Genomic DNA, 24,450 nt, shown 5'->3' with positions numbered 1-24,450 from the left:
CTCTTCGCTACTCAGTCCTCCGAGGTGTCCTCGTCGCCGCGCTCCGCGGAGCCCTCCGCGGGACCCTCGGAGGAGCCCTCCGCGGGACCCTCGGACGGTTCTCCCGAAGGTCCTCCGGAGGAACCGCCGGCGGAGCCTTCGGCAAAACCTTCGGCGAAACCTTCCGAGGGGCCTTCCGCGGTTCCGGACGCTCCCGGCTTCGGCGGCTTCGGCGGCCGCGTCCTGCCACTCGGGTTGTCCCGCAGATACGAGGCGTCCGGGCCGTCCGCCGTCGCGTGCCCGCCCGGCGGGCTGACGTCCCGGCGCCGCAGATACCGCTCGAACTCGCGGGCGATCGCCTCGCCGGACGCCTCCGGCAGCTCGGCGGTGTCCCGGGCCTCCTCCAGCGTCTGGACGTACTCGGCGACCTCGCTGTCCTCGGCGGCCAGCTGGTCCACGCCCACCTGCCAGGCCCGCGCGTCCTCGGGCAGCTCGCCCTGCGGGACGCGCAGGTCCAGCAGGTCCTCCAGACGGTTCAGCAGCGCCAGCGTGGCCTTGGGGTTGGGCGGCTGGGAGACGTAGTGCGGCACGGCCGCCCACAGCGACACCGCCGGGACACCCGCGTGGGTGCACGCCTCCTGCAGGACGCCGACGATGCCCGTCGGGCCCTCGTACTTGGTCTCCTCCAGGTCCATGCGCTGGGCCAGGTCCGGGTCGGACGTGACCCCGCTGACCGGGACCGGACGCGTGTGCGGGGTGTCACCGAGCAGGGCGCCCAGGATGACCACCAGCTCCACGCCGAGCTCGTGCGCGAAGCCCAGCAGCTCGTTGCAGAACGAGCGCCAGCGCATGGACGGTTCGATGCCGCGGACCAGCACCAGGTCGCGCGGCTTCTCGCCGCCGACCCGGACCACCGACAGCCTCGTCGTCGGCCAAGTGATCTTGCGCACTCCGCCGTCCATGAACACCGTGGGGCGGTTCACCTGGAAGTCGTAGTAGTCCTCGGCGTCCAGCGCCGCGAACACCTCGCCCTTCCACTCTCGTTCCAGATGCGCGACCGCCGTGGAGGCGGCGTCGCCGGCATCGTTCCAGCCTTCGAACGCGGCCACCATGACTGGGTCGATCAGCTCGGGAACCCCCTCCAGCTCGATCACCCAGTGCCTCCTTCCGACGTGCCCTCGCTTGACTCACCAACCTTACGGCGTCCTGCGGGGGCGCCCGCAGCCCCCTTGCGTGGGGGAGTGCCCGGATCACTGCCCCGTTCACCGGCGTGGAACACCCCAGCGCTCTCACTCGGGCCGGCGTGCCAGGCCCAGGGGCGCGGGGAACTGCGCGACCAGCCACAACGAGCCGGAACGAACAAGACGGCCCGCACCCCAACGGCGCTCCCGGCCGAACTCACAGCGTGCTCCGCAGCCACTGCTCCACGCTCGCGATGTGCACGGTCGCCCAGGAGCGGGCCGCCTCCGCGTCCCGGTCGCGCAGCGCGGCGAGGATCGCCCGGTGCTCGCGCAGGGTGCGGGCGACCGCGTCCTCCTGGGTGAGTCCCCGCCAGATCCGGGCCCGGGTGGTCGGCCCCGACAGGCCGTCCAGCAGCGAGCACAGCACCGAGTTCCCGGCGCTCTGCACGATGCCCCGGTGGAAGTCCAGATCGCAGGCGACCAGCTCCTCCACCGAGGGTTCGGCCCCGAGCGCGTCCAACTGGGCGGACAGCGCGTCCAGTTGCCGCTCACTGATGCGCGAGGCCGCCATCGCCGTCGCGGCCGGCTCCAGGATCCGGCGCACCGCCAGGAACTCCAGCACCGTGTCGTCGCGGTGGAAGTCCACGACGAAGCTCATCGCCTCAAGGAGCAACTGCGGATCGAGGCTGGTGACATAGGTGCCGTCGCCCTGGCGCACATCCAGGATCCGGATCAGCGACAGGGCCCGTACCGCCTCCCGCAGCGAGTTGCGGGACAGGCCGAGATCGGCGGCCAGTTCGCTCTCCTTGGGCAGCCGGTCCCCGGGCCGCAGCGCACCGGAGACGATCATTCCCTTGATCTTCTCGATCGCCTCGTCGGTGACTGCCATGACCGGCCTCCTGTCGCCCGCCCCATGTCCCAGACCCCACCCCATGTCTGAGACATCGGATGTCTCAGCGCACATTATGCGGCGTGCGCGGGAACCATTGGCCGCGGTGCGGGGGTCTTGGGACAGGAGTGACGGAAAGATCGTCGAGAGAACAGGATTCATCCACGTGTCACAGCTGATGAGGAAGCCGATGGCCCGAGCGGGCATCACGGTGGCAGCCGCCCTGGGCCTCGCCCTCACCTCCGGCGTCGCGACGGCCCACGCCGCGGCCAAGCCCAACACGGTCGACTACTTCTCCTCGGGCGGCAAGAAGCGGGCGATGGTCGTGTTCGAGCCGCGTGACTCCGCGAGGGACGACGAGCGGGTGGACGTCCAGGACCTGAGCAGGGACGGCCACTACATCTGGACCGAGGTGTACGACGTCACGGCGCGGAAGCTGAAGGGCCACTGCAAGACGTCCGGCTTCACGTCCTGCCCGTTCGCGATCCCGGAGGGCCATCAGGTCCGGATCAATGTGTATCGGCTCAACTCGCATGACTCCGACTTCATGGGTGAGGTCCACACGAGCAAGGGCAAGCTGCCGACGGCCTGATCACGCGGTGTCCTGAACGGCGCTCGGCCCCACCGGAGCGGACCGGTGGGGCCGAGCGCCGTGTTCCGGCGGACTGCCTCTCGCCTACTTCTTGTCGAGCAGGTCCTGGACCTTGGCGCGGACCTCGTCCGTGGCAAGACCCCGGATGGTCAGCGTCGTACGGCGGCGCAGCACGTCGTCCTGCGTCTCGGCCCACTCGTGGTCACGGGCCCAGACGACCTGCGCCCAGATCTCCGGGGCGTCGGGGTGGACGCGCTCGGCCAGCTCCGGGCTCTCGTTGGCCAGGCGGGCGATGTCGAAGGCCAGCGAGCCGTAGTGGGTGGCCAGGTGCTTGGCGGTGTCGGCGGCCATCCGCGGGCCGGGCGCCGGGTGGTCCACCAGGAGCCGGTGGGCGACCGCGCGCGGGTTGGCGACGCCGGGCAGCGGCAGCTTCTTCGGCAGCGAGGAGATCGGCTCGAAGTCGTCGCCGAGCGGGTGGCCCGGCAGCTCCTCCAGCTTCTTCATCACCGTGCGGCCGATGTGCCGGAAGGTGGTCCACTTGCCGCCCGCGACGGACAGCATGCCGCCCCTGCCCTCGGTGACGACGGTCTCGCGCTTGGCCTTGGCGGTGTCGCCGGGGCCGCCCGGCAGCACGCGCAGACCGGCGAAGGCGTAGGTGATCAGGTCGCGCTGCAGCTGCTGGTCCCGGACCGAGAACGCGGCCTCGTCCAGGATCTGGGCCATGTCCTTCTCGGTGACCGCGACGTCCGCCGGGTCGCCCTCGAACTCCTCGTCGGTGGTGCCGAGCAGCAGCATGTCCTCCCAGGGGAGGGCGAAGGTGATGCGGTACTTGTCGATGGGGGTCGCCAGCGCGGCCTTCCAGGGGGAGGTGCGCTTCAGGACCAGGTGCGCGCCCTTGGACAGGCGGATGGACGGGGCCGCGTTCGGGTCCTCCATCCGGCGCAGGTGGTCGACCCAGGGGCCGGTCGCGTTCAGCACCAGGCGAGCGTTGACCCCGAACTCCTCGCCGGATATGCGGTCCCGGAGCTCGGCGCCGGTGACCCGGCCCTTGGTGAAGCGCATACCGGTGACCTCGGCGTGGTTGAGGACGACCGCGCCCGCCTCGACGGCCGCGCGGACCGTCATCAGCGCCATGCGCGCGTCGTTCATCTGGTCGTCGCCGTAGACGGCGACGGCCTTGAGGTTCTCGGTGCGCAGCTCGGGCACGTCCTGCGCCGCCTTGGCGGGGGAGAGCAGGTGACCCACGCCGTCACCGAACGCGGAGAGCGCGGAGTAGGCGAAGACGCCCGCGCCGAGCTTCGCCGCGCCGTGCGGCCCGCCCTTGTACACGGGGAGGTAGAAGGTGAGCGGGTTCGCCAGGTGGGGGGCCACCTGGCGGGAGACCGCACGGCGCTCGAAGTGGTTCTCCGCCACCAGCTTCACCGCGCCGGTCTGCAGGTAGCGCAGACCGCCGTGGAGCAGCTTGGAGGAGGCGGAGGAGGTGGCGCCGGCGAAGTCGCCGGCGTCGACCAGCGCCACCCTGAGTCCGGACTGCGCGGCGTGCCAGGCGGTGGAGATGCCCAGGATGCCGCCGCCGATCACAAGAAGGTCGTACGACGCCTTGGCGAGCTGCTCCCTGGTCTCGGCCCGGCTCGGGTTCGAGCCGGAGGCCGGGTGGGTCCCCAGGGCAGGCACGGACTTCAGGGTGGACTGACTGGTCATGTCGGGTTCTTACTCCTCGTCAGAGCTGACTGGGCGGTCCGGGCCGCTCAGTCCTCGTCCTCGATCCAGCCCATGGTCCGGTCGACGGCCTTGAGCCAGTTCTTGTACTCACGGTCGCGGGTGTCCGCGTCCATCTGGGGGGTCCATTCGGCGGCCCGGCGCCAGTTGGCGCGCAGTTCGTCGGTGCTGGACCAGAAGCCGACGGCGAGGCCGGCGGCGTAGGCGGCGCCGAGGCAGGTGGTCTCGGCGACCATCGGGCGCACCACCGGTGCGTCCAGGACGTCCGAGAGCGTCTGCATCAGCAGGTTGTTGGAGGTCATGCCGCCGTCGACCTTCAGGGCCACCAGCTCGTCGCCGGAGTCCTTGACCATGGCGTCGGCGATCTCCCGCGTCTGCCACGCGGTCGCCTCCAGGACGGCGCGCGCGAGGTGCGCCTTGGTGACGTACCGGGTCAGGCCGGCGATCACACCGCGGGCGTCGGAGCGCCAGTGCGGGGCGAACAGACCGGAGAAGGCCGGTACGAAGTAGGCGCCGCCGTTGTCCTCGACCGAGAGCGCGAGCGTCTCGATCTCGGCGGCGGTGGAGATCAGGCCCATCTGGTCGCGCATCCACTGCACCAGGGAGCCGGTGACGGCGATCGAGCCCTCCAGGGCGTACACGGTCGGCTGGTCGCCGATCTTGTAGCCGACCGTGGTCAGCAGGCCCGCGTAGGAGTTGATGATCTTGTCACCGGTGTTCATCACCATGAAGGTGCCGGTGCCGTAGGTGGACTTGGTCTCGCCCTCGGAGAAGCAGGTCTGGCCGAACAGGGCCGCCTGCTGGTCGCCGAGCGCGGAGGCCACCGGGATGCCGCCGAGCAGGTCGCCCAGCCTGCCGCCGGTGACCTCGCCGTAGACCTCGGCGGAGGACCGGATCTCGGGCATGATCCGCAGCGGCACGCCGATCGACTCGGCGATCTTCTCGTCCCACTGCATCGTGTGCAGGTTCATGAGAAGGGTGCGGGAGGCGTTGGTGACGTCGGTGACGTGCTTGCCGCCGTTGACACCGCCGGTCAGGTTCCAGATGACCCAGGTGTCCATCGTGCCGAAGAGGATGTCGCCCGCCTCGGCGCGCTCGCGCAGGCCCTCGACGTTGTCGAGCAGCCAGCGGGCCTTCGGACCGGAGAAGTACGACGCGAGCGGCAGACCGGTCTCGCGGCGGAAGCGGTCCTGGCCGACGTTGCGGCCGAGCTCCCGGCAGAGGGAGTCGGTGCGGGTGTCCTGCCAGACGAGGGCGTTGTGGACGGGCTCACCGGTGTTCTTGTCCCACAGCACGGTGGTCTCGCGCTGGTTGGTGATGCCGATGGCCTTGATGTCGTCACGCGTGATGCCGGCCTTCTGGATGGCTCCGGCGACGACTTCCTGGACGTTGGTCCAGATCTCGTTGGCGTTGTGCTCGACCCAGCCCGGCTTCGGGAAGATCTGCTCGTGCTCCTTCTGGTCGACGGAGACGATCCGGCCGTCCTTGTCGAAGACGATGCAGCGCGAGGAGGTCGTGCCCTGGTCGATCGCCGCGATGAACGGGCCTGCGGTGTGGGCGTCGGTCACTGTGTGCTCCTGAAAGATCCGTGGTGATGAAGCTGTACGTACGGCGCGTGCTCGAGGACTCGTTGCTTCCTAGGCAAAGGCGACGTTGTAGATGCCTGCGGCGATCGCGCCGCCGAGCAGCGGACCGACCACCGGGATCCAGGCGTAGCTCCAGTCGGAACCGCCCTTGTTGGGCAGCGGCAGCAGGGCGTGCACGAGGCGCGGACCCAGGTCACGGGCCGGGTTGATCGCGTAGCCCGTGGGGCCGCCGAGCGAGAGGCCGATGGACACGACGACCAGCGAGGTGATCAGGGCGCCCAGGGTGCCCAGGCCGTTGCCCTTGTCGTTCAGGCCCTGCGTGAGGACGGCGAGCACCAGCACCACGGTGCCGATGATCTCGGTGAGGAGGTTCTGCACCGCGTTCCGGATCTCGGGACCGGTGGAGAAGATGCCCAGGACCGGGCCGGCGCCCTTCTCCTGGGCCTCGACGGCCTTGGCCGCCGTCGCCTGCGCGCCCGGACCGCCGACGATCTCCTTGTCGGTCAGGTGCGCGTGGAACTGGCCGTAGTAGGCCACCCAGACCAGGGCCGCGCCGATCATGGCGCCGAGCAGCTGGCCGCCCCAGTAGGTGGGGAGGTTGCTGAAGTCCTTGTCCTTGATCGCGAGCGCGAGTGTCACGGCCGGATTCAGATGGGCGCCGGACAGCGGCGCCGAGGTGTAGACGGCCGTCAGAACGGCGAAGCCCCACCCGAAGGTGATGGCGAGCCAACCGGCGTTACGGGCCTTGGAGGCCTTCAGGGTCACGGCGGCGCAGACGCCTCCGCCGAGCAGGATGAGTATGGCGGTACCGATGGTCTCGCCGATGAAGATGTCGGAGCTGGACACCCGCGACTCCTTTGTCCTTCGTCCAGGGGACCGAACCCCGGGTCCCTCCGGGAGTTCGAGCTGCCCTCGGGGGTGAGAGCGATGTGCTGGCCCTTGGCGTTGTCACACTCTAGCGCGTATTGCCGGTAGGTGTTCGACAATGCCGACCGATGGACGGGAGTCTTGCTTCGGCGTTACGCGTGCGTCAAGAGTTCTGTTATCGAAAACAGGATCGTTATTGATCGCTGCCAGCTATTGTTCTTTGCGCGCTCACGTGCCTTATCACCCGATATGTCCATTTCAGGGTAGGGCGAGAACCGGGACGCCGCCTTGCGTCCCGGTCGTCACCGCTCGTCACCGTTATGGATCGGCCCCGGTCGGGAGCCGCTCAGAACCGCCCGGCGCCCAGGTCCCGGGAGACCGCGCGGGCGCAGTCGCGCACCGCGGCGATCAGCTCGGGGCGCAGCTCCCCGTCACGGCACAGCCGTTCCACCGCGCCCGTGATGCCGACCGCGCCCACGGGCATGCGGCGCCGGTCGTGAATGGGCGCGGCCACCGAGGCCACGCCCTCCCAGGTCTCCTCCACGTCCGCCGCGTACCCACGCGCGCGTGTGATGTCGAGGAGGTGCTCGAAGTCCGTCATGTCGCACACCGTGCGGTCCGTGAACGGCTTGCGGTCGGCCTCCAGGGCCTCGCTGTGCGCCACCGGGTCGTACGCCGAGAGCACTTTGCCGAGCGCCGTGGAGTGCAGCGGCTGCATGGCTCCTATCTCCAGCACCTGCCGGCTGTCGTCCGGCCGGAAGACGTGGTGCACGATCAGCACGCCCTGCTGGTGCAGGACCCCCAGGTACACGCTCTCCCCGCTGGCCCGCGCCAGGTCGTCGGTCCACACCAGGGCCCGTGCCCGCAGTTCGTGCACGTCCAGGTAGGTGGTGCCGAGGCGCAGCAGCTCGGCGCCCAGCTGGTAGCGGCCGGAGGTGTCGTCCTGCTCGACGAACCCCTCCTGCTGGAGGGTGCGCAGGATGCCGTGGGCGGTGCCCTTGGCGAGGCCCAGCGACGAGGCGATGTCCGAGAGACCGAGCCGTCGCTCTCCGCCCGCCAGCAGTCGCAGCATCGCGGCCGCCCGTTCGAGCGACTGGATGTTCCGTGCCATCCGCGTCCTGCCTCCGTCCCCTTCGACCGTCGACGAACAGCATGGCGCAACACACTGTTCGGCAATGTCGAACACTACCGGTCCATGTCGACCTCCCGCTAATGGTCGGACGACACCTGTTACATCGGTCGTGGCCCGCCCGTGGCATCTCGGCCATCCGGACTCGCCGCCCGCGTCCGCCTCGTGGACGCCGATGCCCATCCAAGCCCACTCCCGGTTACTCTGGCGCCGTGCCCCTTGCCCGGCCCATGCCGGGGAAGCCGCATAGCCGACAGCCGTCGCACCTCAGGGAGCCCCTTCATGGCCTCGTTGCCAACGTCCCCTTCCGCCGACAGCCGGACCCGTGCGTCCGCGCTCCGAGAGGCGCTCGCCACCCGTGTGGTGGTCGCCGACGGAGCGATGGGCACCATGCTCCAGGCCCAGGAACCGACACTCGAGGACTTCGAGCATCTCGAGGGCTGCAACGAGATCCTCAACCTCACCCGCCCCGACATCGTCCGCTCCGTCCACGAGGCGTACTTCGCCGTGGGCGTCGACTGCGTCGAGACCAACACCTTCGGCGCCAACCACTCCGCGCTCGGCGAGTACGACATCGCGGACCGTGTGTACGAACTGTCCGAGGCCGGTGCCCGCGTGGCCCGCGAGGTCGCCGACGAGTTCACCGCCCGGGACGGCCGGCCCCGCTGGGTCCTCGGCTCCATCGGCCCCGGCACCAAGCTGCCCACCCTCGGCCACGCCCCCTACACCACCCTGCGCGACGCCTACCAGCGCAACGCCGAGGGCCTGGTCGCCGGCGGCGCCGACGCCCTGCTGGTGGAGACCACCCAGGACCTGCTGCAGACCAAGGCGTCCGTCCTCGGCGCCCGCCGGGGCCTTGCCGCCCTCGGCCTGGACGTGCCGGTGATCGTGTCGGTGACCGTCGAGACCACCGGCACCATGCTGCTCGGCTCCGAGATCGGCGCGGCCCTCACCGCCCTGGAACCGCTCGGCATCGACATGATCGGCCTGAACTGCGCCACCGGCCCGGCCGAGATGAGCGAGCACCTGCGCTACCTCGCCCGCAACGCCCGTGTCCCGCTGTCCTGCATGCCAAACGCGGGCCTGCCCGTCCTCGGCAAGGACGGCGCCCACTACCCGCTGACCGCGCCCGAGCTGGCCGACGCCCAGGAGACCTTCGTCCGCGAGTACGGCCTCTCGCTGGTCGGCGGATGCTGCGGCACCACCCCCGAGCACCTGCGCCAGGTCGTCGAGCGCGTCCGGGGCCTCACCCCGCCCGGGCGCGAGCCTCGGCCCGAGCCGGGCGCCGCCTCCCTCTACCAGACGGTGCCGTTCCGCCAGGACACCTCCTACCTGGCCATCGGTGAGCGCACCAACGCCAACGGCTCCAAGAAGTTCCGCGAGGCCATGCTGGAGGGCCGCTGGGACGACTGTGTGGAGATGGCCCGCGAGCAGATCCGCGAGGGCGCCCACATGCTCGACCTGTGCGTGGACTACGTCGGCCGGGACGGCGTCGCCGACATGGAGGAACTGGCCGGCCGCTTCGCCACCGCCTCCACCCTGCCGATCGTCCTCGACTCCACCGAGGTCGACGTCATCCGCGCCGGTCTGGAGAAGCTCGGCGGCCGCGCGGTGATCAACTCCGTCAACTACGAGGACGGCGACGGGCCCGAGTCCCGTTTCGCCAAGGTCACCGAGCTGGCCCGGGAGCACGGCGCCGCCCTGATCGCGCTGACCATCGACGAGGAGGGACAGGCCCGCACCCCCGAGAAGAAGGTCGAGATCGCCGAACGGCTGATCGACGACCTGACCGGGAACTGGGGCATCCGCGAGGAGGACATCCTCATCGACACCCTGACCTTCACCATCTGCACCGGTCAGGAGGAGTCCCGCGGGGACGGCATCGCCACCATCGAGGCGATCCGCGAGCTGAAGAAGCGGCACCCGGCCGTCCAGACCACCCTGGGCCTGTCCAACATCTCCTTCGGCCTCAACCCGGCCGCCCGCATCCTGCTGAACTCCGTCTTCCTGGACGAGTGCGCCAAGGCCGGCCTGGACTCGGCGATCGTGCACGCCTCCAAGATCCTGCCGATCGCCCGCTTCGACGAGGAGCAGGTCACCACCGCCCTCGACCTGATCTACGACCGCCGTGCCGAGGGCTACGACCCCCTCCAGAAGCTCATGCAGCTCTTCGAGGGCGCCACCGCGAAGTCCCTGAAGGCGGGCAAGGCCGAGGAGCTGGCCGCCCTCCCGCTGGAGGAGCGACTCAAGCGCCGCATCATCGACGGCGAGCGCAACGGCCTGGAAGCCGACCTGGACGCGGCCCTCGAGGACCGCCCCGCTCTCGACATCGTCAACGAGACCCTCCTGGACGGGATGAAGGTCGTCGGCGAGCTGTTCGGCTCCGGCCAGATGCAGCTGCCGTTCGTCCTGCAGTCCGCCGAGGTCATGAAGGTCGCCGTCGCCTACCTCGAACCGCACATGGAGAAGTCGGACGCCGAGGGCAAGGGCACCATCGTGCTGGCCACCGTCCGCGGCGACGTGCACGACATCGGCAAGAACCTCGTCGACATCATCCTGTCCAACAACGGCTACAACGTCGTCAACCTGGGCATCAAGCAGCCGGTCTCCGCGATCCTGGAAGCCGCCGAGGAGCACCGCGCCGACGTCATCGGCATGTCCGGCCTCCTGGTGAAGTCCACGGTGATCATGAAGGAGAACCTGGAGGAGCTGAACCAGCGCGGCCTCGCCGCCCGCTTCCCGGTCATCCTCGGTGGCGCCGCCCTGACCAGGGCGTATGTCGAGCAGGACCTGCATGAGATCTATGAGGGCGAGGTCCGCTACGCCCGCGACGCGTTCGAGGGCCTGCGTCTGATGGACGCCCTGATCGGCGTCAAGCGAGGCGTGCCCGGCGCGCAGCTGCCCGAGCTGAAGCAGCGCCGGGTCCGCCAGGCGGCCGCGGTCCAGGTCGAGGAGCGGCCCGAGGAGGGCCATGTCCGCTCCGACGTCGCCACCGACAACCCCGTGCCGACCCCGCCGTTCTGGGACACCCGCGTCATCAAGGGCATCCAGCTCAAGGAGTACGCGAGCTGGCTGGACGAGGGCGCCCTGTTCAAGGGCCAGTGGGGCCTGAAGCAGGCCCGCACCGGCGAGGGGCCGACCTACGAGGAACTCGTCGAGACCGAGGGCCGCCCCCGCCTGCGCGGCCTGCTCGACCGGCTCCAGACCGAGAACCTGCTGGAAGCCGCCGTGGTCTACGGCTACTTCCCGTGCGTGTCCAAGGACGACGACCTGATCATCCTGGACGAGCGGGGCAACGAACGCACCCGGTTCACCTTCCCGCGCCAGCGCCGCGGCCGCAGGCTGTGCCTGGCCGACTTCTTCCGCCCGGAGGAGTCGGGCCAGACGGACGTCGTCGGCCTCCAGGTCGTCACCGTCGGCTCCCGCATCGGCGAGGAGACGGCCAAGCTCTTCGAGTCCAACTCCTACCGCGACTACCTCGAACTGCACGGTCTGTCCGTGCAGTTGGCGGAGGCGCTCGCCGAGTACTGGCACGCCCGTGTCCGCGCCGAGCTCGGCTTCGCCGGCGAGGACCCGGCCGGCATCGAGGACATGTTCGCCCTGAAGTACCGCGGCGCCCGCTTCTCCCTCGGCTACGGCGCCTGCCCCGATCTGGAGGACCGCGGCAAGATCGCCGCACTCCTCGAACCCGAGCGGATCGGCGTCCACCTGTCCGAGGAGTTCCAGCTGCACCCGGAACAGTCCACCGACGCGATCGTGATCCACCACCCGGAGGCGAAGTACTTCAATGCACGGTGAGGCGTGCCGCACAGCGCACTGATCCGATAAGTCGTACACTGGTCGGTCCACCGCAGGCCGGTTTCCTTCCTGGGAACCGGCCTGGTCGTCCCTCAAGGAGGTGCGCCAGGATGACCAGCACGGTTCCCGCGCTCGGAACCCGTACGGCCGAAGGATCAGCCCTGCAGGCCGTGCTCCTCGACATGGACGGCACCCTGGTGGACACCGAGGGTTTCTGGTGGGACGTGGAGGTGGAGGTCTTCGGGGCCCTCGGCCACACCCTGGACGACACCTGGCGCCACATCGTGGTCGGCGGTCCCATGACCCGCAGCGCGGGCTTCCTGATCGAGGCCACCGGCGCCGACATCACCCTCGCCGAGCTCACGACCCTGCTCAACGAAGGGTTCGAGGACCGCATCGGCCGCACCCTGCCGTTGATGCCGGGCTCCGCCCGGCTCCTCGCCGAGCTCTACGAGTACGAGATCCCGACCGCCCTGGTCTCCGCCTCGCACCGGCGCATCATCGACCGCGTGCTGGACTTTCTCGGGCCCCAGCACTTCGCCCTGACCGTGGCCGGCGACGAAGTGTCGCGCACCAAGCCGTACCCGGACCCGTATCTGCTCGCCGCCGCCGGCCTCCGTGCCGACCCGGCCCGTTGCGCGGTGATCGAGGACACCGCGACCGGCGTCGAGGCCGCCGAGGCCGCGGGCTGCCGGGTCGTCGCCGTACCCTCGGTGGCGCCCATCGCCCCGGCCGAGCGGCGCACCGTCGTGACCTCCCTCGAAGAGGTCGACCTGGCATTTCTGCGCGGCCTGATGACGGAAATGCGCTAGTTGTTCACCCAGCGTGCAAAGTCCATTGGACGGCTTGGACAAAAATCTGGGGGAGTACACCCAACTGGAATTCGAAGCGGGCTGCCCGGCTGAATTCCGGTACCCCCCAACCCAGTTGGAAGTGTGACGTTCCCCACGCCGGCAGGCCTCGACAACGCTGTCCAAGTGTGCCGAACACCCCCGGTCGGGGCGGATCGGCATGCCCTTGTGTCCCGATTGATGGGACGCTGCACTAATCCTGCCGCTGTCGGGTTTTCGGTCTGTCCGCACCCGGTTTCACTGCGTGATGGGGCCTCAGCTCACACGGCTGTGAACCGCCCTGCGAGCGCGGACTAATCTCGTCGCGAGAACATCGCCGCAACCCCCGTGATCCGCCGCACCACCCATGCATGCCGGGTACACGGACACGAACAGCTCTGGAGAATCCCCCGCATGAACCGCAAGACTTTGGTGCTGCCGGCAGTGGCCGGCCTGCTCACCCCGGTTCTCGCCGCATGCGGCGGATCCGACAGCGGGAGCAAGAGCGGCGACGCCATCGTCGTGGGTACCACGGACCGGTTCACCGCCACGAGCGAGGCCCCCGCGCCCGTCGACCCCGCCTACGCCTACGACGTCGGCACCTGGAACATCCTGCGCCAGACCGTGCAGACCCTGATGACCCAGCCCAGGGGCGAGGGCATGCCCGTGCCGGACGCCGCAGAGAGCTGCGGCTTCACCGACAGCGGCAGCGAGCGCTACGCCTGCAAGCTGCGCGACGGCCTGAAGTTCGCGAGCGGCGACGACGTCACGGCCGAGGACGTCAAGTACTCCATCGACCGGGCGCTGCGCCTGAAGGCCGACAGCGGTGTCTCCGCCCTGCTGAACACCATCGACACCGTCGAGACCCAGGGCAAGCGCGAGGTCATCTTCCACCTCAAGACGGCCGACGCCACCTTCCCGTACAAGCTGTCCACCCCGGTCGCCGGCATCGTCGACCCCAAGGACTACGCGAAGGACAAGCTGCGCGACGGCTTCGACGTCGACGGCTCCGGCCCCTACACCTTCAAGGCCGACGTCAAGGACAACGTGATCGTCAGCGCCACCTTCACCAAGAACCCCTCCTACAAGGGCTATGTGAAGGTGAACAACGACAAGGTCGTGATGCGCTCCTACGACAGCGCGGAGGCCATGGGCACCGCGATCGACAAGGGCGACATCGACGTCATGACCCGCACCATGTCGCCGGCGCAGATCCAGAAGCTCGACGGCGGTGGCGACGACAAGGTCGATCTGGTCGACATGCCCGGCCTGGAAATCCGCTACCTGGCCTTCAACACCAACGCGCCGACCGTGAAGAACAAGGCCGTCCGCCAGGCCATGGCCCAGGTCATCAACCGCGGCGAAGTCGTCTCCAAGGTGTACGGCACCCAGGCCGAGCCGCTGTACTCGATGGTCCCGGCCACCCTGACCGGCCACTCCAACTCGTTCTTCAACAAGTACGGCAACCCGAGCACCGCCAAGGCGAAGGAACTGCTCACCAAGGCCGGCATCACCGGCCCGGTCAAGCTGACGCTGCACTACACCACCGACCACTACGGCTCGGCCACCAAGCAGGAGTTCGAGATCCTGCAGAAGCAGCTCAACGGCAGCGGCCTGTTCGACGTCACCATCCAGGGCCACCCCTGGGCGACCTTCCGCCCCGCCGAGCGGAAGGGCCAGTACGACGTCTACGGCATGGGCTGGTTCCCCGACTTCCCCGACGCCGACAACTTCCTCGCGCCCTTCCTCGACAAGGACAACTTCCTCGGCTCGCCGTACTCGAACGGCACGATCCAGCGCACGCTGATCCCCGAGTCCCGGCGCGAGGCCGACCGGCTCAACGCCACCAAGTCCCTGACCGAGATTCAGGACACCGTCGCCGAGGACGTCCCCGTGCTGCCGCTGTGGCAGGGCAAGCAGTACGTCGCCGCACGGGACGACATCACGGGCGTCTCCTACGCCCTCAACTCCTCCTCGACGCTTCAGCTGTGGGAGCTCGGCCGCGGTGTGAGCGGCTGACCTCTCTCCCAAGGGGGTGTCCTGCGCGCCGTCGACAGGATCCAGGAGACACCCCTCATGTCCGGGGCACGGAACGGGGGCTCCGGATCGACGAAACGACGACAAGGCACATGCAGTGAACATGCGCAACCAGTGGCCAGTCCTGCCCATCGTGGCGGGGCTGGCCTCCGGCCTGTTGACCGGCTGCGGCTCGCAGAACGGGACGTCCGGGGGCACCGGCTCCTCCGTGGTGATGGGGATGTCCGACGACGTCCTCGCCACGGACCCCGCCTCCGGCTACGACCCGGGCTCCTGGCTGTTGTTCAACAACGTCTTCCAGTCGCTGCTCAGCTTCCCCAAGGGTGCCACCGAGCCCCAGCCGGAGGCGGCGAAGGACTGCTCCTTCAGCGACGACCAGGCCATGGTCTACCGGTGCGAACTCAAGCCCGGCCTGAAGTTCAGCAACGGCGACGGCCTCACCGCCGAGGACGTGAAGTTCTCCTTCGACCGCATGCTGAAGATCAACGACCCCGCCGGCCCGGCGATCATGTTCCCCACGCTGGACAAGGTCGAGACCCCGGACACGAAGACCGTCGTCTTCAAGCTCAAGGTCCCCGACGCCACCTTCCCCAGCAAGATCGCCTCCGGTGCCGGCTCCATCGTCGACCACCGGCAGTACGACGCGAACGGCCTGCGCACCGACGACAAGGCCGTCGGCTCCGGGCCCTACAAACTGGACTCCTTCGACAAGGACCAGGCGGTCTTCTCCGTCAACTCCGACTACAAGGGCACCGTCGAGGCCAAGAACTCCGGCGTGACCCTGAAGTTCTTCCACGGCGACCGCACCGCCCTGAAGAAGGCCCTCGAAGACGGCGACATCGACCTCGCCTACCGAGGCCTGACCGCCAGCGACATCGCCGGCCTCGACCGCCAGGACGACAGCAAGGGCGTCGACGTCGTCGAGGGCACCAGCGCCGAGGTCCAGCACCTGGTCTTCAACATGAAGGACCCGGTCGCCGGCAAGCTCGGCGTCCGCAAGGCCATGGCCTACCTCGTCGACCGCGACGCCCTCGTCAAGAACGTCTACCAGGGCACCGCCACCCCGCTGTACTCGATCATCCCGGCGGGCATCGCCGGGCACAACACGGCCTTCTTCGACACCTACGGCGCCCGCCCCTCCAAGGACAAGGCCGCCGCCGCGCTGCGCGCCGCCGGCATCACCGGCAAGGTCAGGCTCACCCTCTGGTCCACGCCCTCGCGCTACGGCCCCGCCACCGACGAGGAGCTGAAGGCCATCGCCGGCCAGCTCAACGCCAGCGGGCTCTTCCAGGCCGACGTCAAGTCCGTCCCCTTCGACCAGTACGAGAAGGACATCGCCAAGGGCCGCTACGGCGTGTACGTGAAGGGCTGGGTGCCCGACTACCCGGACGCCGACAACTTCACGGCACCCTTCTTCGGCAAGGACAACGTGCTCGGCAACCACTACGGCAACAACACCATCACCGGCACCCTCATCCCGCACACGGCCGCGCAGAGCGACCGCGCCGCCACCGACCAGGACTTCGGCAAGCTGCAGAACATCGTCGCCGACGAACTGCCCGTCCTGCCGATCTGGCAGGCCAAGCAGTACGCGGTCGCCCGCGACGGTGTCTACGGCCTGGAGTACTGCCTGGACGCCTCGACGGTGTTCCGCTTCTGGGAACTGAGCAAGAGCTGACACCCGCCCCGCAGACGCCGAGGGCGCCCCTCCCACCCGGGAGGGGCGCCCTCGGCGTCGTACCGGCCTACTGCGCGCCCGGACGCACCAGCCCGCTCTCGTACGCGTACACCGCGGCCTGCACCCGGTCCCGCAGACCCAGCTTGGTCAGGACGTGCCCCACATGCGTCTTCACGGTGGTCTCGCTGACGAACAGATCGGCGGCGATCTCCGCGTTCGACAACCCGCGCGACACCAGCTTCAGCACCTCCACCTCACGGTCGGTGAGCGTGTGCAGAGTGTCCGGCACCGGCTCCTCGCCGGAGGGCAGATGCGTGGCGTACTTGTCCAGCAGCCGACGCGTGATGCTCGGCGCCAGCATCGCCTCACCGGCCGCGACGACCCTGATGGCCTGCACCAGCTCATGCGCGGGCGCGTCCTTCAGCAGGAACCCGCTCGCCCCGGCCCGCAGCGCCTCCACCACGTACTCGTCCAGGTCGAACGTGGTCAGCACCAGCACCTTCGCCGGACCGTCCCGCCCCGGCCCCGTGATCTGCCGTGTCGCCTCCACCCCGTCCATCCGAGGCATCCGGATGTCCATCAGTACGACATCGGGCTGCAGGGCCCGCACCTGATCGAGGGCCTGCAAGCCGTCACCGGCCTCACCCACGACCGCGAGATCCTGCTCGGCCTCCAGGATCATCCGGAAACCCGTACGCAGCAACGGCTGGTCGTCGACCAGTAGGACGCGGATGGCCACGTGACACTCCTTCGCTAGTCCGGCCCCATTCTGCCCTGCGCGTCTGCGTTGATTCGCCCTGGGCTCACCTGGCGTCCGACTCGGGCGCCCGCACCGGCAGCGGATACGGCGGGGGAGTGCCGCCGAACTCCGGACAGTGCGCCTGGTGATCGCACCAGCCGCACAGCTTCGTCGGCCGGGGCCGCCACTCACCCGACTCCGTCGCCCGCTCGATCGCCTCCCACAACGCGAGCAGCTTGCGCTCCACCCGCTCCAGATCGGCCATCACCGGGTCGTAGGTCAGCACGTCGCCGCTGCCGAGGTACACCAGCTGAAGCCGCCGCGGAACCACCCGCTTCAACCGCCACACCACCAGGGCATAGAACTTCATCTGGAACAGCGCGCCCTCGGCGTACTCCGCCCGCGGCGCCTTGCCCGTCTTGTAGTCGACGATCCGCACCTCGCCGGTGGGCGCCACATCCACCCGGTCGATGATCCCGCGCAGCCGCAGCCCGGAATCCAGCTCGGCCTCGACGAACAGCTCCCGCTCGGCCGGCTCCAGCCGCGACGGGTCCTCCAGCGTGAACCAGCGCTCCACGAGCCGCTCCGCCTCACCGAGCCACCGGGCGAGCCGCTCCCCGTCCGGATCGTCCGCGAACAGCTCCGTGACCTCCGGCCGGGTCTCCCGCAGCCGGTCCCACTGTCCCGGGATCAGCGCCTTGGCCCGCGGCGCGGTCCGCTCCGTGGCCGGCGCGTCGAACAGCCGCTCAAGGACCGCGTGCACCAAGGTCCCCCGGGTCGCCGCCTCGCTCGGCTTCTCCGGCAGCCGGTCGATCACCCGGAACCGGTACAGCAGCGGACACTGCATGAAGTCACTCGCGCGCGAGGGAGACAACGAGGTCGGCGCCATGGCCGCCCGCTCGCCCACCGGCTCGGCCGCACTGCTGCTGACGGTGGCCGCCTCCGCGTCCGCCGGTGTCCGGCCCACCGGCTGGACCCCGTCCTCGATGCTGCTGTCCATGACCACAGACCATACGGCCCGGCACTGACAGTGACCCAGCCGTGTGCCGCGCCGGCCATGCGACGGCAGAGCAAACTCAAGGGGTGCCGGGGCGGAACGCGCCACCACGGCCGCATACCATCGACCACAGACCCTTCCGGCCGGCACGGCGCGGAAGACGCTTCGATCGAGGGGACACCGTGGACGTGAGCGGCGGGAGCGGGCAGCCGCGGTCCGGCAACGACGAGCAGGCCGAGCACCCCGCAGCACCTGCGGCCCCGGCAGCCGGACCCACCGACCACCCCGGGCCGGAGCCCCACGACGCCCCCGCACCCCTACAGAACCCACCCCACCACGAGGACACGCCCCCCGAACACTCCCGGCAGGCCCCGAGCCCGCCACCGGACACCGACGAGTCCACCCGGCCGACAAACCCGAAGCCCCACCCCGACGAGCCCGGGACAGCCCAGACCCCGGAGCCGCAGGCCGACGGGCACACCCGAGCGGAGAGCCCGGCCCCGACGACCGACGCCCCCGAAGCCCCCGTCCACCCACAGCCGACGGCCGCCGAGAACACACCGGCGGCAGGCCCGAAACCGTCGACCGACGAGGGGGCGGGAGCGAGCGTCTCGGCGTCGGGGGCCGGTGAGGACGGGGGAGCGGGGAGTCCTGGGCCGGCGACCGGCGAGGTTGACGGAGTCGTGCATCCGGAGTCGTCGACCGGTGAGCCCGGGGAAGCCCCGCGGCCGGAGCCGTCGACCGGTGAGGGCGCCGGAGGTGCCACCCCGGAGCCGCGGAGCGGCGGCGACGCGCGGTCCGGTGAGCACCGGTCCCTCGCACACTCCGGTATCGCCAAGGGCGAACCGCCGCAGCCACGGCCCAAGGAGCCCGGCGGCGGCCTGCTGATGGGCCGGCCCTTCGGCGTACCCGTGTACGTCGCACCGAGCTGGTTCCTCGTCGCCGCCCTCATCACCTGGGTCTTCGGCGGCCAGCTCGACCGCGTCCTGCCCGAACTCGGCGCCACCCGCTACCTGGTGTCCCTCTTCTTCGCCGTCGCCTTCTACGCCTCCGTCCTCATCCACGAACTCGCCCACACCGTCGCCGCGATCCGCTTCAAGCTCCCCGTCCGCCGTATCCAGCTCCAGTTCTTCGGCGGCGTCTCCGAGATCGAGAAGGAGGCCGAGACCCCGGGCCGCGAGTTCGTCCTGGCGTTCGTCGGCCCCCTGCTCTCCCTGGTCCTCGCCGGGCTGTTCTACCTGGCCATGAAAACCGTCGAACCCGACACCGTCCCCGGCGTCCTGCTCGCCGGCCTGATGATCTCCAACCTCATCGTCGCCGTCTTCAACCTGCTCCCCGGCCTGCCCCTCGACGGCGGCCGCATGCTCCGCGCCGTCGTCTGGAAAATCACCGGCAAGCCCATGAGCGGCACCGTCGCCGCCGCCTGGTTCGGCCGCGCCCTCGCCCTCTCCGTCCTCATCGGCCTCCCGCTGCTCAACCAGTCCGGCGCCCTCGGCGGCGGCAACGAGGACGTCGGCGGCATGGACACCGTCACCGACGCCCTGCTCGCCGCCATCCTCGCCGCGATCATCTGGACCGGCGCCGGCAACAGCCTGCGCATGGCCCGCCTGCGCGAACACCTCCCCGAACTGCGCGCCCGCACCCTCACCCGCCGCGCCGTCCCCGTACAGACCGACACCCCCCTCTCCGAAGCCCTGCGCCGCGCCAACGCCGCCGGCGCCCGCGCCCTGGTCGTCGTCGACGCCGACGGCAACCCCCTCTCCCTCGTCCGCGAGGCCGCCATCGTCGGCGTACCCGAACACCGCCGCCCCTGGGTCGCCGTCAGCGGCCTCGCCCAGGACCTGACCGACGGCATGCGCGTCTCCGCAGAGCTGGCCGGAGAGGCACTGCTCGACACCCTGCGCGCCACCCCGGCGACCGAATACCTCGTCGTCGAGGAGACCGGCGAGATCTACGGTGTCCTGTCCGCCGCCGACGTCGAGCGCGCCTTCGTGAGGGCCATGGCCAGGCCCTCGTAGTGGTCGGCGGCCCCCACAAACCCCGGTAGGCTGGTCACATGTCCGAACCGACCGGTGCCGCCCGCAGGCGCGGGCCCTTCAAGGTCGGGGACCAGGTTCAGCTGACCGACCCCAAGGGCCGCCACTACACGTTCACGCTCGAAGCCGGGAAGAACTTCCACACCCACAAGGGCTCCTTCCCGCACGACGAACTGATCGGCGCTCCCGAGGGCAGCGTTGTCCGCACCACCGGCAACGTCGCCTACCTCGCGCTGCGCCCCCTGCTCCCCGACTACGTCCTGTCCATGCCCCGCGGGGCAGCCGTCGTCTACCCCAAGGACGCGGGGCAGATCCTCGCCTTCGCCGACATCTTCCCCGGCGCCCGCGTCGTGGAGGCCGGCGTCGGCTCCGGCTCGCTCAGCAGCTTCCTGCTGCGCGCCATCGGCGACCAGGGCATGCTGCACTCCTACGAGCGCCGCGAGGACTTCGCCGAGATCGCCCAGCAGAACGTGGAGCGCTACTTCGGCGGCCCCCACCCCGCCTGGCAGCTCACCGTCGGCGACCTCCAGGACAACCTGTCCGACACCGACGTCGACCGCGTCATCCTCGACATGCTCGCCCCCTGGGAATGCCTGGAAGCCGTCTCCAAGGCACTCGTCCCCGGCGGCATCCTGTGCTGCTACGTGGCCACCACCACCCAGCTCGCCCGGACCGTCGAGTCCATCCGCGAGATCGGCTGCTTCAACGAGCCGACCTCCTGGGAGACGATGATCCGCAACTGGCACATCGAAGGCCTGGCCGTCCGCCCCGACCACCGCATGATCGGCCACACCGGCTTCCTGCTCACCGCCCGCCGCCTCGCCGACGGCGTCGAGCCGCCCATGCGCCGCCGCCGCCCCGCCAAGGGCGCCTACGGCGACGACTACGCGGGACCCAACGCCGACGGCGGCACCGGCCGCTGACCGGCCCCCACCCGGCACAACGCGAGGGCGCCGTGCCCGAGTTCCCCACCGATCCCGGGAACCCGGTCGCGGCGCCCTCCCGTTGACGGGCCGGCACCACGCGCACGCCCCCCGCGCGCACGTCGCCCGCCTGCGAAAATCCGTACCGACCCCGCCGTTCCCCCGTCCTGTGACGTGTGGCACGATGCTGGCCACCGCCCCCACCGGCACAGCCCTCACAGGAGACACTCCTAGTGCAGCAATCCGCCGCTCCGGAGCTCGCCCACGCCCACACCCGCCCCATCCACTGGGTCGCCACCGCCACCGCCGTCTCCGGCGTCGTGGCCCTCTCCTCGCTCGTCCAGCCCGGATCGGCAACGGCCGCCCAGCCCGCCCCCGGCACCGAGGTCAAGTCGGCCCCCGCAGCCGTCGCACCGCCCAGCACGACAGGTGTGGCCTTCCCCCTCGCATGCGGACCCGTGAAGGCCGTGGTCGTCAAGAAAGCCACCGGAGACCTCGACGGGGACGGCAGGCCGGAAACCGTCGCCGTCGTCCACTGCGACGCCCCCATGGGCACCCCGCCCGACGGCGTCTACGTCCTCACCCGGGGCACCGACGGCGGCAAGGCCCGCGTCGTCGCCACCCTCGTCGACCCCAAGGACCGGCTCACCGTCACCGACTTCACCCTGCGCGCGCGAGCCGTCGGCGCCACCCTGCTCGGCTACTCCTCGTCCGACGTGCCCAGTTGCTGCCCCGACACGAAAACCCCGGCCAAGTGGCAGTGGAACGGCAACGCGTTCCTCCGCTCCACCCCGGCCGGGGACCACAGCGTCTGACCCACCCGGGCCCGGCCCGGACTCAGCCGGCGTCGGGCCCGTACACCTCGACCCTGTCCGAAACCCGGCGCACATGAATACACTCGCCGGGACACTCCTTCACCGAGTCCACCACGTCCACGAGCAGCGGCAACGGCACGGGCGTCGTCGCCCCTCCGTCCTGAAGCAGCTCGTCGTCCGCGCCCTTCACATAGGCCAGCCCGTCGATGTCCAGCTCGAACACCTCAGGGGCGTACTGGGCGCAGATCCCGTCGCCGGTACACAGGTCCTGATCGATCCAGACCTCCAGCGCCTCGCCGCCCGGGGCCTCCTGTTGCACGGTCATCTCTCCTGCCGTCGGTGCGCCGGACCGTGCCCCGGCACCAAGGCCAGCCGGGTCCGCTCCAGCGGCTGTTGAACACCCCGACCCTACCTCTGCCCGCGATCCGGCCGGCCTCGACCGGTACCGGGACCCCACTCCGGTACCCCGGGGTGCGGACACCCGGCCGGGGACGCCGGCCCCGGCAAGCCCCGTGACGAACACCTCAGGCCGCTCGACGGTGACGCCGGACACCCGAACCGTCGCTCAGCGTGATGAACGTGCGAGCGACCCCGATCCCGCTCGCCAACCGGCCGACCGGCCCGGAACGGACAACTCCAGCCACTCCTGAAGGGTTTTGACCACCCCCGACAAGGAACAAGTCGCTTCCGAATCACGTTCAGTGGGTATCCCCTCCGTGCGAGAGGGAGCGCACCGGGTGACCGACGACACACCTTGACAGTCATTGTGATCTAGGGGTTTCAATCGTCACCCACCCAGGTAGGGTCTGGAAGCGTCCAGCTCCCCTTGGAGGAGGTGAGGACCGTGGCAGCCCACGACGACGACATGAACCGCGGCATCCGCCCGGGACGAGGGTCCGACGACCCGGCCGGGCAGATCGCCTACCTTGAGCAGGAGATCGCCGTCCTGCGACGCAAGCTCGCCGACTCTCCGCGACACACGAGGATTCTCGAAGAGCGGATCGTCGAGCTGCAGACGAACCTGGCCGGCGTCTCCGCGCAGAACGAGCGACTGGCCAACACCCTCCGCGAGGCCCGCGACCAGATCGTGGCCCTCAAGGAGGAGGTCGACCGTCTCGCCCAGCCGCCGGCCGGCTTCGGAGTCTTCCTGCAGGCCAACGAGGACGGCACCGCCGACATCTTCACCGGCGGCCGCAAACTGCGGGTGAACGTCAGCCCGAGCGTCGAGGTCGACGACCTCAGGCGTGGCCAGGAGGTCATGCTCAACGAAGCGCTCAACGTGGTCGAGGCCATGGAGTACGAGAGCGTCGGCGACATCGTCACCCTCAAGGAGATCCTCGAGGACGGCGAGCGAGCCCTCGTGCTGGGGCACACCGACGAGGAACGGGTGGTACGGCTCGCCGAGCCGCTGCTGGACGTCACCATCCGGCCCGGCGACGCCCTCCTGCTCGAACCCCGCTCCGGCTACGTCTACGAAGTCGTACCCAAGAGCGAGGTCGAAGAGCTCGTCCTCGAAGAGGTCCCCGACATCGGCTACGAGCAGATCGGCGGCCTCGGCAACCAGATCGAGGCCATCCGCGACGCCGTCGAGCTCCCGTACCTCTACCCCGACCTCTTCAAGGAGCACGAGCTGCGCCCGCCCAAGGGCGTCCTGCTCTACGGCCCCCCCGGCTGCGGCAAGACACTCATCGCCAAGGCCGTCGCCAACTCGCTCGCCAAGAAGGTCGCCGAGGTCACCGGCCAAGCCGCCGGCAAGAGCTTCTTCCTCAACATCAAGGGCCCCGAGCTGCTCAACAAGTACGTCGGCGAGACCGAGCGGCAGATCCGCCTCGTCTTCCAGCGTGCCCGTGAGAAGGCCAGCGAGGGCACCCCCGTGATCGTCTTCTTCGACGAGATGGAGTCCCTCTTCCGCACCCGCGGCTCCGGCGTCAGCTCGGACGTGGAGAACACCATCGTCCCCCAGCTCCTCGCCGAGATCGACGGCGTGGAAGGCCTGCAGAACGTGGTCGTCATCGGCGCCTCCAACCGCGAGGACATGATCGACCCCGCCATCCTGCGCCCCGGCCGACTCGACGTGAAGATCAAGATCGAGCGCCCGGACGCCGAAGCGGCCAAGGACATCTTCGGCAAGTACCTCACCGAGCGCCTCCCGCTGCACGCCGACGACCTCGGCGAACACGGCGGCAGCAAGGAAACCACCGTCCAGAGCATGATCCAGACGGCGGTCGAGCACATGTACGCCGAATCCGAGGAAAACCGCTTCCTGGAAGTCACCTACGCCAACGGCGACAAGGAAGTCCTCTACTTCAAGGACTTCAACTCCGGAGCCATGATCGAAAACATCGTGGGCCGCGCCAAGAAAATGGCGATCAAGGACTTCCTGGAGAAGAACCAGAAGGGTCTGCGCGTCTCCCACCTCCTCCAGGCATGCGTGGACGAGTTCAAGGAGAACGAAGACCTGCCCAACACCACCAACCCCGACGACTGGGCCCGCATCTCCGGAAAGAAGGGCGAACGGATCGTCTACATCCGTACCCTCATCACCGGAAAGCAAGGCGCAGACACCGGACGCTCCATCGACACGGTGGCGAACACCGGACAGTACCTGTAAAAGCAGGGCGGCTGCGGGTGCCCCCACCGGGCACCCGCAGCCGA

18 protein-coding genes are annotated in these 24,450 nt (G+C 69.7%); 9 read left to right on the top strand and 9 right to left on the bottom strand.

Annotated elements, in window-relative coordinates:
* Nucleotides 1-11: 11 nt before the first annotated feature.
* Both AVL59_RS34930 and AVL59_RS34925 read right to left on the bottom strand, forming a co-directional pair.
* Entirely contained in the window at nucleotides 12-1,133 is a 1,122-nt protein-coding gene (locus tag AVL59_RS34930) for a PAC2 family protein (RefSeq protein ID WP_079147156.1), read from the bottom strand.
* 244 nt (nucleotides 1,134-1,377) lie between these two features.
* Nucleotides 1,378-2,049, bottom strand: a complete 672-nt coding sequence (locus AVL59_RS34925; RefSeq protein ID WP_067312751.1) for a FadR/GntR family transcriptional regulator — start codon at nucleotides 2,047-2,049, stop codon at nucleotides 1,378-1,380.
* A gap of 166 nt (nucleotides 2,050-2,215) precedes the next feature.
* Between AVL59_RS34925 and AVL59_RS34920 the strand changes: the two genes are divergently transcribed.
* Nucleotides 2,216-2,641 carry a hypothetical protein gene (locus AVL59_RS34920; protein WP_159400177.1) on the top strand — a complete coding sequence of 142 codons (426 nt, stop codon included), beginning with the start codon at nucleotides 2,216-2,218 and terminating at the stop codon, nucleotides 2,639-2,641.
* A gap of 84 nt (nucleotides 2,642-2,725) precedes the next feature.
* Here AVL59_RS34920 and AVL59_RS34915 read toward each other — a convergent pair whose 3' ends face one another.
* The 4 genes from AVL59_RS34915 to AVL59_RS34900 all read right to left on the bottom strand — a co-directional run bounded on the left by AVL59_RS34915 (nucleotide 2,726) and on the right by AVL59_RS34900 (nucleotide 7,924).
* Nucleotides 2,726-4,342 (bottom strand): glycerol-3-phosphate dehydrogenase/oxidase, encoded by a 1,617-nt coding sequence (locus AVL59_RS34915; RefSeq protein ID WP_067312747.1) that lies wholly within the window; start codon nucleotides 4,340-4,342, stop codon nucleotides 2,726-2,728.
* A 47-nt stretch (nucleotides 4,343-4,389) separates the two neighbouring features.
* Nucleotides 4,390-5,928 carry a glycerol kinase GlpK gene (gene glpK, locus AVL59_RS34910; protein WP_067312746.1) on the bottom strand — a complete coding sequence of 513 codons (1,539 nt, stop codon included), beginning with the start codon at nucleotides 5,926-5,928 and terminating at the stop codon, nucleotides 4,390-4,392.
* Nucleotides 5,929-5,997: 69 nt separating this feature from the next.
* Nucleotides 5,998-6,792, bottom strand: coding sequence for an MIP/aquaporin family protein (locus tag AVL59_RS34905; RefSeq protein WP_066996351.1), 795 nt, complete (start codon nucleotides 6,790-6,792; stop codon nucleotides 5,998-6,000).
* A 367-nt stretch (nucleotides 6,793-7,159) separates the two neighbouring features.
* On the bottom strand, nucleotides 7,160-7,924 hold the full coding sequence (locus AVL59_RS34900) for an IclR family transcriptional regulator (RefSeq protein WP_067312744.1): 765 nt from the start codon (nucleotides 7,922-7,924) through the stop codon (nucleotides 7,160-7,162).
* 300 nt (nucleotides 7,925-8,224) lie between these two features.
* On the opposite strand from AVL59_RS34900, the gene metH reads away from it, so the two are divergent.
* The 4 genes from metH (at nucleotide 8,225) to AVL59_RS34880 (ending at nucleotide 16,285) form a co-directional block, all read left to right on the top strand.
* On the top strand, nucleotides 8,225-11,740 hold the full coding sequence (metH, locus tag AVL59_RS34895; protein WP_067312743.1) for a methionine synthase: 3,516 nt from the start codon (nucleotides 8,225-8,227) through the stop codon (nucleotides 11,738-11,740).
* A gap of 110 nt (nucleotides 11,741-11,850) precedes the next feature.
* A complete protein-coding gene (locus tag AVL59_RS34890) occupies nucleotides 11,851-12,552 on the top strand; it encodes an HAD family hydrolase (RefSeq protein WP_067312741.1) in 702 nt (233 codons plus the stop codon).
* A 432-nt stretch (nucleotides 12,553-12,984) separates the two neighbouring features.
* Entirely contained in the window at nucleotides 12,985-14,589 is a 1,605-nt protein-coding gene (locus AVL59_RS34885; RefSeq protein WP_067312739.1) for an ABC transporter substrate-binding protein, read from the top strand.
* Between the two features lie 115 nt (nucleotides 14,590-14,704).
* The gene (locus AVL59_RS34880) at nucleotides 14,705-16,285 is read left to right on the top strand and encodes an ABC transporter substrate-binding protein (protein ID WP_067312737.1); all 1,581 of its coding nucleotides are present in this window, start codon (nucleotides 14,705-14,707) and stop codon (nucleotides 16,283-16,285) included.
* Between the two features lie 67 nt (nucleotides 16,286-16,352).
* Here AVL59_RS34880 and AVL59_RS34875 read toward each other — a convergent pair whose 3' ends face one another.
* Together AVL59_RS34875 and AVL59_RS34870 are read right to left on the bottom strand one after the other, a co-directional pair.
* Nucleotides 16,353-17,024, bottom strand: a complete 672-nt coding sequence (locus tag AVL59_RS34875) for a response regulator (RefSeq protein ID WP_067312735.1) — start codon at nucleotides 17,022-17,024, stop codon at nucleotides 16,353-16,355.
* Nucleotides 17,025-17,088: 64 nt separating this feature from the next.
* The gene (locus tag AVL59_RS34870; protein ID WP_067312733.1) at nucleotides 17,089-18,024 is read right to left on the bottom strand and encodes a RecB family exonuclease; all 936 of its coding nucleotides are present in this window, start codon (nucleotides 18,022-18,024) and stop codon (nucleotides 17,089-17,091) included.
* A 179-nt stretch (nucleotides 18,025-18,203) separates the two neighbouring features.
* Here AVL59_RS34870 and AVL59_RS34865 point away from each other — a divergent pair, with 179 nt between their 5' ends.
* The 3 genes from AVL59_RS34865 to AVL59_RS34855 all read left to right on the top strand — a co-directional run bounded on the left by AVL59_RS34865 (nucleotide 18,204) and on the right by AVL59_RS34855 (nucleotide 21,795).
* Nucleotides 18,204-20,039 carry a site-2 protease family protein gene (locus AVL59_RS34865; RefSeq protein WP_067312731.1) on the top strand — a complete coding sequence of 612 codons (1,836 nt, stop codon included), beginning with the start codon at nucleotides 18,204-18,206 and terminating at the stop codon, nucleotides 20,037-20,039.
* 38 nt (nucleotides 20,040-20,077) lie between these two features.
* Nucleotides 20,078-20,980, top strand: a complete 903-nt coding sequence (locus AVL59_RS34860) for a tRNA (adenine-N1)-methyltransferase (protein ID WP_067312729.1) — start codon at nucleotides 20,078-20,080, stop codon at nucleotides 20,978-20,980.
* Between the two features lie 233 nt (nucleotides 20,981-21,213).
* The gene (locus AVL59_RS34855; protein ID WP_067312727.1) at nucleotides 21,214-21,795 is read left to right on the top strand and encodes a hypothetical protein; all 582 of its coding nucleotides are present in this window, start codon (nucleotides 21,214-21,216) and stop codon (nucleotides 21,793-21,795) included.
* A 22-nt stretch (nucleotides 21,796-21,817) separates the two neighbouring features.
* Here AVL59_RS34855 and AVL59_RS34850 read toward each other — a convergent pair whose 3' ends face one another.
* Nucleotides 21,818-22,120 carry a ferredoxin gene (locus AVL59_RS34850; protein ID WP_067312725.1) on the bottom strand — a complete coding sequence of 101 codons (303 nt, stop codon included), beginning with the start codon at nucleotides 22,118-22,120 and terminating at the stop codon, nucleotides 21,818-21,820.
* A gap of 519 nt (nucleotides 22,121-22,639) precedes the next feature.
* Here AVL59_RS34850 and arc point away from each other — a divergent pair.
* Nucleotides 22,640-24,406 carry a proteasome ATPase gene (gene arc / locus AVL59_RS34845; RefSeq protein WP_067312723.1) on the top strand — a complete coding sequence of 589 codons (1,767 nt, stop codon included), beginning with the start codon at nucleotides 22,640-22,642 and terminating at the stop codon, nucleotides 24,404-24,406.
* Nucleotides 24,407-24,450: the final 44 nt, after the last annotated feature.

The organism is Streptomyces griseochromogenes (assembly GCF_001542625.1).
Classification (GTDB): Bacteria; Actinomycetota; Actinomycetes; order Streptomycetales; family Streptomycetaceae; genus Streptomyces; species Streptomyces griseochromogenes.
The sequence above is the reverse complement of the archived record's forward strand: the minus strand, read 5'-3'. Positions and strand labels throughout refer to the sequence as shown.

Coding starts and splice junctions, on each gene's coding strand:
- AVL59_RS34925 (WP_067312751.1), bottom strand. CDS start 2,049: ATGGCAGTCACCGACGAGGCGATCGAGAAGATCAAGGGAATGATCGTC.
- AVL59_RS34915 (WP_067312747.1), bottom strand. CDS start 4,342: ATGACCAGTCAGTCCACCCTGAAGTCCGTGCCTGCCCTGGGGACCCAC.
- AVL59_RS34900 (WP_067312744.1), bottom strand. CDS start 7,924: ATGGCACGGAACATCCAGTCGCTCGAACGGGCGGCCGCGATGCTGCGA.
- metH (WP_067312743.1), top strand. CDS start 8,225: ATGGCCTCGTTGCCAACGTCCCCTTCCGCCGACAGCCGGACCCGTGCG.
- AVL59_RS34890 (WP_067312741.1), top strand. CDS start 11,851: ATGACCAGCACGGTTCCCGCGCTCGGAACCCGTACGGCCGAAGGATCA.
- AVL59_RS34885 (WP_067312739.1), top strand. CDS start 12,985: ATGAACCGCAAGACTTTGGTGCTGCCGGCAGTGGCCGGCCTGCTCACC.
- AVL59_RS34870 (WP_067312733.1), bottom strand. CDS start 18,024: ATGGACAGCAGCATCGAGGACGGGGTCCAGCCGGTGGGCCGGACACCG.
- AVL59_RS34860 (WP_067312729.1), top strand. CDS start 20,078: ATGTCCGAACCGACCGGTGCCGCCCGCAGGCGCGGGCCCTTCAAGGTC.
- AVL59_RS34850 (WP_067312725.1), bottom strand. CDS start 22,120: ATGACCGTGCAACAGGAGGCCCCGGGCGGCGAGGCGCTGGAGGTCTGG.